Origin of the sequence: Naasia aerilata, from assembly GCF_030296595.1 — a bacterium.
GTDB lineage: Bacteria > Actinomycetota > Actinomycetes > Actinomycetales > Microbacteriaceae > Naasia > Naasia aerilata.
In genome coordinates this window covers 2,240,100-2,252,334 of sequence record NZ_AP027731.1, presented here as the reverse complement: position 1 = coordinate 2,252,334, position 12,235 = coordinate 2,240,100, and the positions used below count along the sequence as shown (strand labels likewise).

Genomic DNA, 12,235 nt, shown 5'->3' with positions numbered 1-12,235 from the left:
CCGCGAGCGGCTGCGCGAGACCTGGGCCGCCGCCCTGGGACAGGATGGGCGAGGGAATCGTTCCGGAGGAGACGCACTGATGTCCGACACCACCTGCCACATGTCCATCTCGCTCGACGGCTTCGTCGCCGGACCCGAGCAGAGCCTCGAGAACGGGCTCGGCAAGCGGGGCATCGAGCTGCACGGATGGCACATCGGCGATCCGCGGGCGACCGATGCTGATGCGACCGCGACCGACTGGCTCATGCGGCCGCGCGGCGCGTATGTCATGGGCCGTAACATGTACGGGCCCATCCGTGGCGAGTGGAGCGGCGATTGGAACGGCTGGTGGGGAGCGGAGCCGCCGTACCACGCGCCGGTGTTCGTGCTCGCCCACTACGCTCACGACCCGATCGAGATGGAGGGTGGGACCACCTTCCACTTCGTCACCGAGGGCTTCGACGCCGCATACGCCCAGGCGGTGGACGTCGCCGCCGGCCGGGGCGTCGACATCGCCGGCGGTGCGTCGACCGTCCGGCAAGCCCTTGCCGCCGGGGTGATCGACGAGCTCACGCTCGATATCGCGCCCGTGCTGCTCGGCAGCGGTGAGCGCCTGTTCGATGGCGTGGACAGCTTCGACTTCGAGCCCGTCGAGGTGCTCCACTCGCCGCTGAGCACCCACGTCCGCTACCGCCGACGCGGCGCCGAGTAGTCAGCAGCGACCACCACGAGACCACGGCCGAGGAAGGCGGCGCCGCACGGGGCACTACGTTGGAGCGCCATGGACCTGGTCTTCCTCTACGGAGCCGCAGCATCCGGGAAGCTCACGACGGCCCGCGCGCTGTCCGCAATCACGAATCTGCCCGTGTTCCACAACCACCTGATCGTGGACGCTCTGCTTCCCCTCTTCCCGTTCGGCAGTGCCGAGTTCGTCCGCCTCCGGGAGGAGTTCTGGATGTCGACGTTCGACGCGGCCGCCAAGGCCGGGCGTTCGCTCATCTTCACTTTCGCGCCAGAGAGAACGGTCGCCGACGACTTCCCGAGCCGCGTGCGCGCGCTCGTGGAGGCCGAGGGCGGACGCGTCCTCTTCGTCGAGCTCGCCGTCTCCGCGGATGAGCAGGAGCGTCGCATCGAGAATCCCGACCGCAAGCAGTTCCGAAAGCTCTCCGACCTCGGGACCCTCAGATCGCTCCGAGAAGACGACCCTGCGGGACCGATGAGCCCGCTCCCGAGCGACCTGACGATCGACACCGACACCTCCGCGCCGGAGTCCTCGGCGGCCCTGATCCGGGACACCTTCGCCCTGCCCGTCGTGGAGAGCGCCTCGCCGTACCCGGCGGCCTGACGGCTGCCGCTCGGTCGGCGATGCTGTCCCTCGGGTGCGTCCGCAACGAGGCGCGGCACGAAGCGACCCGGTCAGGCGCCCAGCTGGTCGGCCAGCCGCCTGAGCCAGACGCCGGCGGTGCCGTCGTACGGCGCTGCTCCGCCTGACACCAGTCCCACCACCCGAGCGCATGAGGACTCCGCGCCGGCGGCGACGGCATCGGGATAGCCGAACGCGATGCGGTGCTCGGTGAACTCGTCCTCGTCCTCGATCCACGTCTCGCCCGAGTTGCCGCGGACCACATCGAGGTCCAGGTCGACGGCCCGGACGACCGGGCCGTCCCACCTGGGTGGCGAGGTGATGTCGACGTACACCTGCACTGGGCCGCCGACGTCGTGGAAGGTCGCCAGCCACCCGCGGTCGGCGTCGTCTCCGGGAGGAGGAACCAGCCCGATCTGGTTCGTCGGGGCGACGTAGTGGGCGCCGGGCCGGTCCATCGCAGTGCCGGCCGGGATGCCCAGCCAGTCGCCGTGCTCGTCACTGCCGAGATACCACCCGTCGAACTCCCAGTGCGGCCGGTCGCCCCACTTCGTCATCACGACGCGGATGCCGGAGCCAGGGGTCAGGGTCACCTCGTCTTTCTACCAGCGTCATCTGCCGTCGCGTCCGGCCGGCAGTGGGCAGCAGGCGGGAACTTGTCACCCGGCCGGTGACCCGGTTCATGCCCTAGGCGGTCGCCGTCCGGATCCGCACCTCGCGCTCCATCCGCTTCTCGTGGCGGGCGCGCCCCTTGATGGCCTCCGCCTCCCGGGTCTTCGGCGGAGCGTTGGTGACGAGGCTGTCGAGCAGGTGACGGGTCGCTTCGGCGATCTCGTCGATCGCCAGCGCGAACGCCTCCGAGTTGGCGCGCGACGGATGGGTGGACCCGCTCACCTTCCGGACGAACTGCAGCGCGGCCTCGCGCACCTCGTCATCGCTGGTCGGCGGCTCGAAGTTGTGGAGACAGCGGATGTTGCGGCACATGCGGCGAGGATAGCCCTCGGCGCTTCGCCTGAACACGGGCGGTTTCGGCGACCTCTCCTCCGGACGCGCAAGCACCCGAGCACCGGACCTGCCCCCGTTCCGTTCTCGCAGGATCTTTTCCGGCCGAGCTGTCGAATACGGTCCGACTCGTTCGTAGCAGGAGTGAGAGTCACCATCGAATGTGGTGGCGAGAGACGAGGAGCACCGCCCATGAGCACCACACTGACCGTCGATTTCTTCTGCAGCCTCGATGGCTACGGCTCCGCCGAGGGATGGCCCGGCTACTGGGGAAAGGAGGGGCCCGAGATCCGCCAGGATCGAGTGCGCACCTTCGCGCAGGAGCAGGTGCTCGTCTTCGGCGCGACGACCTTCCGCGAGTTCCGCACCTTCGTCGCCGAGTACGACGAGCCGTACTACGACCGGATGAACGAGCTGCCGAAGATCGTCTTCTCCCGCACGCTCCAGGAGCCCCTCGGCTGGAACAACTCCACCGTTCTCCGCGAGGATGCGGTGACCGCCATCGAGCGCCTCAAGCGCACCACGGACGTGCCGATGCGGTCCCACGGCAGCATCTCCCTGAACCGCGCACTGCTCGCCGCGGGCCTCGTCGACCGGCTCGAGGTGATGGTGTTCCCGGCGATCACCGGGAGGAGCGGAACCGCCGCCCTCTTCCAGGGCGGCGCCGAGTTCGACCTCGACCTGCTCGAGTCGACCGTGATCGACGGTCGCACGATGAAGGTCGTGTACGCCCCACACCTGCACGGGGAGATCCCCGAAGGCGTCGGACCCCGTGTCCGGAACGCGGAATGAGCGAGAGGATCTGAGCATGCAGTACCTGGTCAACGTCCTCGACAACCGCAGCAACTCGGGCACCGAGGAGGAGGCGGTCGCGATCGACGCGTTCAACGACAAGCTCCGAGCAGGCGGCCATTGGGTGTTCGCCGGAGGGCTGGCCGACCCCACCGCCTCCACCGTCATCGACGGTCGCGGCGACGAGCCTGTCCTCACCGACGGTCCATTCGTCGAGACGAAGGAGTGGGCCGCCGGCTTCTGGCTCATCGAAGCGCCCGACCTCGATGTGGCGCTGAAGCTCATGACCGAAGGCTCCAAGGCCTGCAACCGCCGTCTCGAGGTGCGGCCCCTCCTGGTGGTGGAGGACTGATCGACGCACACGACGCCCTCACCCGCGCACACCGGAACGAGTGGGCGCGGGTGGTCGCGACGCTCGTGAAGCGGTTCGGCAGCCTCGACACCGCGGAGGATGCCGCTGCCGAGGCGTTCGCTGTCGCGGCCGAGCGCTGGCCCGCCGACGGCATCCCACCCAATGCCGGCGCCTGGCTGACGACCACCGCCACGCACAAAGCCATCTATCGGATCCGGCGCGAGAGCAGCCGCGACGCGAAGCAGAGGAGGCGCAGCTCGTGTACGGCACAGACCCGGAACCCCTCGGTGCGATCGACGACGACCGGCTGCGGCTCATCTTCACCTGCTGCCACCCGGCGCTGGCGATGGAGGCCCGCATCGCGCTGACGCTCCGGATGGTCGGCGGACTGACCGTGCCCGAGATCGCCTCCGCGTTCCTGGTGCAGGACACCACGATGGGCGCGCGCCTCACCCGCGCCAAGGCGAAGATCGCGGCCGCGCGCATCCCGTACTCGGTGCCGGCGGCCGAGGATCTGCCGGGTCGGGTGTCCGGGGTGCTGGCGGTGCTGTTCCTCATCTTCAACGAGGGTACCTCGCGTCCGGCCCCGATTCGGTTCCGGTTCGCGAGGATCTGACGGGTGAGGCGATCCGGCTCGCCCGGCTGCTGCACGAGCTGCTTCCCCTCGACGGCGAGGTGACCGGGATCCTGGCGCTGATGCTGCTGACCGACGCGCGGCGCCCGGCACGAGTGTCCTCGGCCGGGGAACTGGTTCCGCTCGCCGAGCAGGACAGGAGCCGGTGGGACGCCGCGCTCATCTCGGAGGGCCACGCCCTCGTCCGCGAGCGGCTGGCCTCGGGAGTCGCTCCGGGCCCGTACCAGCTGCTGGCGGCCATCAACGCGGTGCACACCGACGGCGACGCACCCGACTGGACGCAGATCGTCGCGCTCTACGACCAGCTCGTGCGCCTCGATCGCTCGCCGATCGTGCGCCTCAACCGGGCGGTCGCAGTGGCGGAGCGCGACGGTCCCGAGGCTGGACTGGCGCTTCTCGACGGCCTCGAGCCCGGGCTGTCGGGATACCACGCCTATTACGCCGCGCGCGCCGGACTGCTGCGACGGCTGGGCTCGAGCACGGCAGCCCGTGAGGCGTATGACTCGGCGATCGGCCTCGCCGGCAACTCGGCCGAGGTCGCCTACCTCACCCGGCAGCGGGACGACGTGCGACCGCAGTAGTTCCCCGAAGCTGCACCCGACCGCGCGTTTTCGCCGGCCGACGCACGCGCCGGGTGACCGACTGCCTCAGTTGATGATCTCGCCGCGCTCGTCCGCGGCGAGCGCCGCCAGCCGTTCCCGCCAGGTCTGCAGCACCTCCGGAGTCAGCGGCGTCCAGTCGGTGACCTCTCCGACGATCCTGAGCGGGGCCGTGCTCCGGTACGACCGGGTGGGGTTGCCGGGGAACTTCTTGTCGGTCACGTTGGGATCGTTCTCGAACGGTCCCGTCGGCTCGACGAGGTACACGCGAGGCGCACCCTCCCCGGCCGCGAGTTCGGCGGCAAGCCCGGCACCGTCGCGCAGTGCCGTGAAGTAGATGTGGTTCATCACGATCTCGGGCCGGTAGTTCGACCGGAAACCCGCGGTGAGGAGGTCGCCGACCCGCAGGTCTGCCTTCGTGCCGTGGAAGAACGGGCCGTCGTCCAGCGCTTCGCTCACCCCGGAAGCCTATGCGGGCGGTGTCTCCCGGGGAGGTCCGAAATGCCGGGCAAGGTCCCCGACCGGATCCTGCACTTCGAACGCATCGCGGTGACAACCGGATGTCGTCCCGCTCCCCGTCGCGACCCCGTGAGAGGATCGCCGCCGGCGCAGGCCCTGCGCCACCACTCTCAGAGGAGATCGCTTGAAGAAGTCAGTCATCGGCGGCATCGCAGCAGCCGTGCTCACCGTCCTCCTGGCAACGCCGGCGCAGGCCGCGGAAGCGTCCGTCATCCACGTCCCGGACGACTTCGCGCCCACGCTGTCGGACACGCGCGCTGCCGGCCACTACGAGGTCGTCGGCACTGGGCTACACATCTGGACCGAGGCCGATCCGTTGATTGCCGGCGGCGTCAAGAAGGTCGCCGAATACGTTGCGACCTCAAAGCCCCTGACGACCGTCGGTGAGCCCAGCCTGAGCTACACCGCCACCACGGGAACGACCCCTCCCGGCTTCCAGCTCGTCGTGGACTTCGACAACGACGGCTCCGCGGACGGGATCCTGATCGGCGAGCCCGGCGTTTACGGGAACACCTGGTGGCTCAACAACGGAGCGAAGCAGTTCGTGAAGGACGGCGCTCCGAATGTCGGTGGCGGCTATGGGTCGGACTACTGGGGAACGCTCGACGAATGGCGAGCGTACTTCCCCAACGCTGTTGTCACCGCCTTCGGCTTCTCCTCGGCTCCGGCGTCGTGGGCGACGGGGTGATCAGCGCGATCAACTTCGCCGGCACCAGCTACACCTTCGCCGAGGCGCCGAAGCCGGTGAAGCTAGCCGGCAAGGACGACTGCAAGAACGGAGGCTGGGCGACGAGCACCGTTCCGGTGTTCAAGAACCAGGGTCAGTGCGTCAGCAGCTTCGCCTCCGCGAAGGCAGCCAAGTAGCAGAACACGGAAGGGGAGCTCGCGCACTGCGGGCTCCCCTTCTTCTTTGTCGTCGGCCACTACTCCGTCTTCGCGTCCTGCCGCTTCTCGCTGATCTGCTGCACCTGCCAGTCGTGCACGTCGGCCAGCCACTCCAGCGGGGCCGAAGGGCCGACGCGCGCGTCATCGATTCCGGTTCCGTTTCCCAGCGCCTCCGCATAGGCGCGGTCCTGGTCGATGCGCGTCCGGAGCTCTCCTGCCCCGCCCACGGAGCCGTGCCCGGGCACCACGGCGACCACGTCGCCGGCCACGCTGTCGAACATCTCCAGGGCGGCCAGGTAGTCGCCGACGGGATCAGCAGCATCCAGATCGAGGAAGGGAATCAGGATGTCGGAGAGCATGTCTCCCGCGACGAGGACGCCCGCCTCCTCGACCAGCAGCGCAGCGTGACCCTCCGCGTGCGCCCGGTGCTCGAGGATCCGTATGGTCGGGCCGTCCCAGGGGACCTGGGCGGCGCCGGCGGGAAGGCCGTCGACCAGCCCGAACAGGTCCATCGGGATCTGCTCGACGTACTCCGGCGGCATGACCTCGGCGACGCGGGTCTTCCAGTCCGGATCCGACAGGAGCTGCCGCATCGACGCTGCGTTGCGGGCGGTGCCGTAGCGCGGCGCGTCGCCGAAGAGCGGATGCCACAGCACGTGGTCCCAATCGGGATGCGTGGAGAAGCCCGCCACCACCGGCTGTCCCAGCGACCGGAGGTCGTTCGCGAGGGCAGTCATCTCGTCGCGGGTGAGGCCCGGGTCGACGAGCAGGACACCCGAGGGCCCCTGGACCACCACGGAGTTGCTCTGCAGAAACTCGCTCTCGTGAACGAATATCCCGCCAGCTACCTGCTGCAGCACCGAGCGCCCTCCGTTCGTCTGCGTCTTCGCGGCGGTGCGAGCCCCTCGTCCTGGTCCGGAAGGCGCGTGGTCGGACACTAGGGGAACGAGCCGCGGCACGGAAGGCTTGCGTCGATACGCTCGGTGCGATGAACGAGGTGACCGACGCCTACTCCCGCCGGGCGGCGGAGTACACCGATCTCCTCGGTTCGATGGCGGCGGTGCATCCCTCCGACCGGCAGCTGGTCGACACCTGGATCGAATCGGTGAGCGGCCGCGCGCTGGACGCCGGCTGCGGACCCGGCCACTGGACGCACTACATCGCCGGGCGCGGGCGCGCGATTCGCGGCATCGACCTGGTCCCCGCGTTCATCGAGCACGCCCGGTCGACGTATCCAGGAGTGCGTTTCGATGTGGCCAGCATCGAGCAGATCGACGAGCGCGACGGCACCCTCGGCGGTGTTCTGTCGTGGTACTCGACGATCCACCACTCCCCGTCGCGCATCGCCCTCCCGATCGCGGAGTTCGCCCGCGTCCTCCGTCCCGGCGGGCTGCTCCTCCTCGGCTTCTTCGACGGGCTCAGCGTCGAGGAGTTCGACCATGCGGTCACGCCGGCGTACCGGTGGCCGGCGACCGAGCTCCAGCGCGTCCTGGAGTCCGCCGGGTTCGAAGTGCTGGAGATGCATCGGAGGACCGGGCAGGGTCATCGACCGGTCGGCGCGATCCTCGCCCGCCGCGTCGCCTAGGTCACTGAGCCGTGAAGATCAGGACTGAGCCGATCGGAGGACACGACCGGGTCTCCCGATCGGCGGGAGCGATGCCGCCGTTCGGCCCGCTGAGCCGGACGTTGGCGCCATAACGACCGCGAAGTCGCCGGAGCCCGCCTACATCACCGACCCTGTTCGCGCTTCTGGCGGAGGTGGTAGGCGAGCCAGTACAGGAAGCCACCGAGTGACAGCAGGACCACCGCCACCAGAAGGACGATTCCCGCGGTGGCCCGGTCCTCCTGGCGCAGCAGGATGCTGAAGCTGAGGACGAGGCCGGCGGCGCCTGCCGCCATCATCAGCTGCCCCGCGCCCCTGAGCCTGCTGAGGCCGTCCTTCGGCTCTGCCTCCTCAGGCTCCGGCGAATTCCCCGCGGCCTCCAGGCGATCCTGTCGCTCCCGGCGGAAGCCGCGGATGAGTGCGACGACGGCCAGGACGACCATCGCACCCGCGAAGATGCCCAGCACGGGCCGATACGGTGCGGGATCCTCGGACCAGATGGACCAGACGACGCCGTAGCCGCCGGCCAGGAGGACCGGCGCCAAGAGGGTGAAGGTGAAGGAGGCGAGGAAACGCGGGTTCGGGCGCTCGCTCACCGTCTCTTGCCTCCTCGTGGGCCTGGCGAGAACCGGTCCGGGATGGAGCGAGTGCTCGGCCGGATCCGAACCCGGCATCGCGAGCCTGCCATATCAGCCGAGGCCGGCGGTCGCGGTGGCGCTGCATTGTTCGCCTTGAGCCGCCGCCTCCACCCATCACCCAACGCTGCCTGCGGCTGGAATATTGGCAGGTGTGACATCCGACACGGCGGCCTGGTTCCGCAGCATCCCCTCGTTGACGGGCGCCGCCCCCTCGCCCGACCTCGGCCGGCTCCCGACGGATCCCGTCGAGCTGTTCCTGGCGTGGCTGCGCGTTGCGCTCGAGCACGGCGTCCCTGAGCCCCTTGCCACGACACTCGCGACCGTCGATGCCGAGGGCGTCCCCGACTCACGCACCTTGATCCTCAAGGACGTCGACTCTCGAGGATGGGCCTTCGCAGGGCCGGCGTCCTCCGGGAAAGGCGCTCAGCTGGCGTCGGCGCCGGCCGCGTCCCTCAATTCGTGGTGGCAGCCGCTCGCTCGCGCAGTCCGCGTGCGCGGACCCGTGGTGGAGGCGAGTCGGGAGGAGAGCGACGCCGACCTCGCAGCCCGGCATCCCGCGGCGCGCGCTGAGGTGGCCGCGGGCGATTGGACGCTCTGGCGGGTGGAGGCCATCCGAGTGGAGTTCTGGCAGGGCGCTGCCGATCGAAGGCACCTCCGCATCGTCTACACCCGCAGCGAGTCCGCGGGCAGGGGATGGGAACTGACCGTCACGCGTGCGGGAGAAGAGCTCCGCCGGTACGACTCGGCCGACTAGGCGGGCGGCCCTGCAACGCCGCCGCGCTACGCGAACCGAGCAGCGCGCCGGGCGCTGAGTGCCTTGAAGTACCGGGACGAAGGCGGCAGGAAGGCGAGGATCGTCGCCACGAGGACGGCGACGTATGGGATGAGCGAGAGCAGACCCCCGAGTACCCCGAGGAAGGCCAGGACTGCGAAGCCGATCAGCACCCAGCGTGCCCACCCGGCACCTCGCCACAGCAGGTAGCCGAAGATCACGTAGACCCCGATCGCGATGACAGCGACGACGAGGCCCATGATCACGCCGGTGAGGAAGATGTCCGCCCAGCCCTTCGGCAGCTCCTTGCCCGTCGACTCAGCCTCGCGCTCCGCGGCTGCCTGTGCGCCGGGGAACATGGCGAGCCCGCCGATCAGGCCGATGAGGATCAGCAGCGCAGCCACCAGGTAGAGGCCGAAGGCGACGTGCAGAGTCGCCGGGCGCTGCGGCTCGGGGGCAGAGGAGCCAGCGACTCCGGCGTCGGGTCGAGCGGGAACCAGCGGTCACTCACGGCTGCTCCTTCCCGATCGGCACGATCCGACAGTACCCATCACCTGGTCCCCGCGACGTCGAGCGTCGCGGGGACCAGGCAGACGCTCAGGCGACGTTGCGCTTCGCCAGACGGTTCGCCCGGGCGGCCGCGAAGAACTGGCGCGACGCGACCGGGATGAGGGTGAGCAGCGTGCCGGCGATCAGGAGCGCGGCCTGCAGGGCGCCGAGCCCGTACTGCCCGAGGATGCCGAACAGCGACAGGGCGGACAGAGCCACGAAGACCCAACGGGCCCAGCCGTGTCCCTTCCGCACGAAGATCGCGAAGAGCACGTAGAGGGCGATCCACAGAACGGCGAACACGATGCCGACCACGAAGCTCGTCGTCACGATCGCGTCGATGGTGCTGGGATCCAGCACGTCGCTGTTGCCCTGCGCGTCGATCTGCTTGAGTGCGGTGTCGCGCACGGCGGGGAAGGTCGCCACGCTCACGATGAGGCTGATGAGGCTGACGAGCGCAGCACCGAGGAAGAGCCAGAAGGCGATCTCGACCTGCTTGGGACGGGCGACGGGCCCGACAGGCTGCGGCGCGCCGTACGGGGTGGAGGCGGGGAAGGCGGGAGTGCTTCCGCTCATGGTGGTGCTCCTTGGGAGGTTGGGCCGCCGGTTCGGGTCCGGCGGTTGTGTGATCGAATTATCCCGCGCCTGATCAGCGATTCGCCGAACGGCTGGCGGCGGCCGATCAGCACTTACACGGCGAACACTGGCTTCAGCTCCGGCCACCGAGCAGCGCGCGCGAAGACCGGGATCTTCTGACCGTCTACCTCGCACCTCTGCAGCCCCGGCTCGGCGTGCTCGCCGCTCCAGACGTCCACCCAGTCCCCCTCGGGCAGGTAGACCTCCGCGTCGGCCTTGCCTGGTTCTGTGATGGGCGCGACGAGGAGGTCATCGCCCAGCATCCACTGGAGGTCGTGCGTCCACGACTCGGGGTCGTCCGGGTGCTCGAAGAAGAGCGGGCGCATCAAGGGCGTCGACGAGGCGATAGTGCGTCGCGCCTGCTCCGCGAGATAGGGCACCAGGCGCTCGCGCAGATGAGCGAGCCGCCGGAACTCCGGGATGACCGACGAGTCACCGGTGAGTTCGGCGACGTTCCAGGGCGTCCTGTCGCGAGCCGGCTTGCGATGGTGGTTGAACTCGGAGTGGTACTGCATGATCGGCACGAAGACCGACGCCGCTGTCGCCCGGAGGTAGAGCTCCGGATCCGGCACCGGGCCCGAGAATCCTGCGATGTCCCAGCCCCAATGGAGAACGCCGCAGGCGGCCGCCGACAGGCCCGCGCGCAGCGACCAGCGGAACGCGTCCCAGGTGGAGTTCTCGTCGCCCGCCCAGAAGGCGCCGTGCGCCTGCGAGCCGGTGTACCCGGCACGGCTGAAGGTGACGGGCGCGCGGCCGGCGGACGCGAGCAGCTCTCCGTACGCCTTCGCGTAGGCCGTCGGGAAGGTGTTGTTGCCCGCGTCGCCTCGCGTCCCGTCGAGGTAGACGAGGTCGCGTCCCCACGCGTGCTCCCCGCCGTCCGTCTTGAAGCCGTCGATGCCGATGTCCTCCACCAGATAGCGCCGCTTCTCGGTCCACCAACGCGCGGCCCGCGGGTCGGTGAGGTCCGGCATGAGGCCGAGCGGGAACCACCAGCCGCGGTTGCGGTACGGGCGGAGCCGGCCGTCGGGGGTCTGCTCGCGGATGAGCACGTCGTCCCGGATCGCCGCCCGCGCGTCCGCGGCGACCTGGCCCTTCGGGTGCGGCCGCATCTTGATCAGGGGGATCTGCCAGAGGTGCACCTTCACGCCCTGGTCGTGGAGCTCGTCGACCATGCCCTTCGGGTCCGGCCAGGCTCCGTCAGCAGGGAAGGTGAAATCGCTCAGGCGCATCGGGCCGCCGTCCTCCCGGACGGTGTAGTGCGCGTCGCGGAACACGGTGAAGGTGCTCTCGTCGCTCCACGCCTCGATGACGATGGAGCCGACCGGGATGTCGTGCTCGCGGTGCAGCGCCGCCTGGCGCATCACCTCCGCCTGCGTGTTCCACTCGTTCCCGGACGCCCACAGCCGGAACACCCAGTCGGGCAGCTCCCCCGGGCGGCCGACCTCGGAGAGGAACGCGTCGAGGACCTGGGTCGGCGTGCCGTCGTAGACGGCAAGCGCGAGCACCGCTCCCCCGGCGTCCGGCGCATCCGTCTCCACCTCGACCACCAGCCGGTCGGAGTCGCGGACGCCGACGTCGAACCACACGCGGCGCGAGGTGCGGACGTGGAACCCCCACCCGTCGCCGCCGACGACGTGGGCGAACGGCATCGGGAAGTAGGTGCGGCGCTCGGCGCCCTGGTTCTTGTACTGCTCGAACACCACCGAGTCGAGCGTGGTGCCCCGATGGTCGAGCCGGTCGTACCGCTCTCCGAATCCGGCCACGTGCTCGCCGTCGGCGAGGGAGAGCGCGAAGCGGACCCGGCGGACGGTCGTACCGTCGGTGAGGACCTCGACGCTTCCCGGCACGAGCCGGCTCCGCCCGTCGACCTCGACGGCGTCGGGCGCCGGCCGCCATTCGCTGACGGAGACGG

17 protein-coding genes and 1 pseudogene are annotated in these 12,235 nt (G+C 69.7%); 9 read left to right on the top strand and 9 right to left on the bottom strand.

Features of this window, described 5'->3' with window-relative positions; genetic code table 11:
* The first annotated feature begins 79 nt into the window (after positions 1-79).
* Positions 80-691, top strand: coding sequence for a dihydrofolate reductase family protein (locus tag QUE51_RS11805; RefSeq protein WP_286276583.1), 612 nt, complete (start codon positions 80-82; stop codon positions 689-691).
* A 69-nt stretch (positions 692-760) separates the two neighbouring features.
* Positions 761-1,324 (top strand): phosphotransferase-like protein, encoded by a 564-nt coding sequence (locus tag QUE51_RS11800; protein ID WP_286276582.1) that lies wholly within the window; start codon positions 761-763, stop codon positions 1,322-1,324.
* A 71-nt stretch (positions 1,325-1,395) separates the two neighbouring features.
* Here QUE51_RS11800 and QUE51_RS11795 read toward each other — a convergent pair whose 3' ends face one another.
* Together QUE51_RS11795 and QUE51_RS11790 are read right to left on the bottom strand one after the other, a co-directional pair.
* Positions 1,396-1,935 carry a DUF402 domain-containing protein gene (locus QUE51_RS11795; RefSeq protein WP_286276581.1) on the bottom strand — a complete coding sequence of 180 codons (540 nt, stop codon included), beginning with the start codon at positions 1,933-1,935 and terminating at the stop codon, positions 1,396-1,398.
* Between the two features lie 94 nt (positions 1,936-2,029).
* Positions 2,030-2,326: a DUF2277 domain-containing protein gene (locus tag QUE51_RS11790; RefSeq protein ID WP_286276580.1), complete on the bottom strand. Its 297-nt coding sequence runs from the start codon at positions 2,324-2,326 to the stop codon at positions 2,030-2,032.
* A 210-nt stretch (positions 2,327-2,536) separates the two neighbouring features.
* Between QUE51_RS11790 and QUE51_RS11785 the strand changes: the two genes are divergently transcribed.
* From QUE51_RS11785 to QUE51_RS18410, 3 genes and pseudogenes are all read left to right on the top strand, one after another.
* The gene (locus QUE51_RS11785; protein WP_286276579.1) at positions 2,537-3,136 is read left to right on the top strand and encodes a dihydrofolate reductase family protein; all 600 of its coding nucleotides are present in this window, start codon (positions 2,537-2,539) and stop codon (positions 3,134-3,136) included.
* 16 nt (positions 3,137-3,152) lie between these two features.
* Complete coding sequence (locus QUE51_RS11780; protein WP_286276578.1) at positions 3,153-3,488, top strand: YciI family protein; 336 nt, start codon at positions 3,153-3,155, stop codon at positions 3,486-3,488.
* Positions 3,485-4,703 (top strand): annotated as a pseudogene (locus tag QUE51_RS18410) (RNA polymerase sigma factor). Before QUE51_RS11780 ends, QUE51_RS18410 begins: the two are co-directional and overlap by 4 nt.
* A gap of 66 nt (positions 4,704-4,769) precedes the next feature.
* Here the strand turns inward: QUE51_RS18410 and arr are convergent.
* A complete protein-coding gene (gene arr / locus QUE51_RS11760; protein WP_286276575.1) occupies positions 4,770-5,180 on the bottom strand; it encodes an NAD(+)--rifampin ADP-ribosyltransferase in 411 nt (136 codons plus the stop codon).
* Positions 5,181-5,364: 184 nt separating this feature from the next.
* On the opposite strand from arr, the gene QUE51_RS11755 reads away from it, so the two are divergent.
* Together QUE51_RS11755 and QUE51_RS11750 are read left to right on the top strand one after the other, a co-directional pair.
* Complete coding sequence (locus QUE51_RS11755; protein WP_286276574.1) at positions 5,365-5,928, top strand: hypothetical protein; 564 nt, start codon at positions 5,365-5,367, stop codon at positions 5,926-5,928.
* Complete coding sequence (locus QUE51_RS11750; protein WP_286276573.1) at positions 5,913-6,104, top strand: hypothetical protein; 192 nt, start codon at positions 5,913-5,915, stop codon at positions 6,102-6,104. Before QUE51_RS11755 ends, QUE51_RS11750 begins: the two co-directional genes overlap by 16 nt.
* A gap of 59 nt (positions 6,105-6,163) precedes the next feature.
* On the opposite strand, the gene QUE51_RS11745 is transcribed toward QUE51_RS11750, so the two are convergent.
* The gene (locus QUE51_RS11745) at positions 6,164-6,985 is read right to left on the bottom strand and encodes an MBL fold metallo-hydrolase (RefSeq protein WP_286276572.1); all 822 of its coding nucleotides are present in this window, start codon (positions 6,983-6,985) and stop codon (positions 6,164-6,166) included.
* Between the two features lie 128 nt (positions 6,986-7,113).
* Between QUE51_RS11745 and QUE51_RS11740 the strand changes: the two genes are divergently transcribed.
* Entirely contained in the window at positions 7,114-7,710 is a 597-nt protein-coding gene (locus QUE51_RS11740; RefSeq protein ID WP_286276571.1) for a class I SAM-dependent methyltransferase, read from the top strand.
* Between the two features lie 143 nt (positions 7,711-7,853).
* On the opposite strand, the gene QUE51_RS11735 is transcribed toward QUE51_RS11740, so the two are convergent.
* Positions 7,854-8,324, bottom strand: coding sequence for a hypothetical protein (locus QUE51_RS11735; protein ID WP_286276570.1), 471 nt, complete (start codon positions 8,322-8,324; stop codon positions 7,854-7,856).
* A 193-nt stretch (positions 8,325-8,517) separates the two neighbouring features.
* On the opposite strand from QUE51_RS11735, the gene QUE51_RS11730 reads away from it, so the two are divergent.
* Positions 8,518-9,120, top strand: a complete 603-nt coding sequence (locus tag QUE51_RS11730) for a pyridoxine/pyridoxamine 5'-phosphate oxidase (protein WP_286276569.1) — start codon at positions 8,518-8,520, stop codon at positions 9,118-9,120.
* 26 nt (positions 9,121-9,146) lie between these two features.
* Here the strand turns inward: QUE51_RS11730 and QUE51_RS11725 are convergent, their stop codons facing one another.
* From QUE51_RS11725 to QUE51_RS11710, 4 genes are all read right to left on the bottom strand, one after another.
* Complete coding sequence (locus QUE51_RS11725; protein ID WP_286276568.1) at positions 9,147-9,542, bottom strand: hypothetical protein; 396 nt, start codon at positions 9,540-9,542, stop codon at positions 9,147-9,149.
* Entirely contained in the window at positions 9,527-9,649 is a 123-nt protein-coding gene (locus tag QUE51_RS11720) for a hypothetical protein (protein ID WP_286276567.1), read from the bottom strand. Before QUE51_RS11720 ends, QUE51_RS11725 begins: the two co-directional genes overlap by 16 nt.
* Positions 9,650-9,735: 86 nt before the next feature.
* Positions 9,736-10,263, bottom strand: coding sequence for a hypothetical protein (locus QUE51_RS11715; protein WP_286276566.1), 528 nt, complete (start codon positions 10,261-10,263; stop codon positions 9,736-9,738).
* 113 nt (positions 10,264-10,376) lie between these two features.
* Positions 10,377-12,170, bottom strand: coding sequence for a glycoside hydrolase family 31 protein (locus tag QUE51_RS11710; protein ID WP_286276565.1), 1,794 nt, complete (start codon positions 12,168-12,170; stop codon positions 10,377-10,379).
* Between the last annotated feature and the right edge of the window lie 65 nt (positions 12,171-12,235).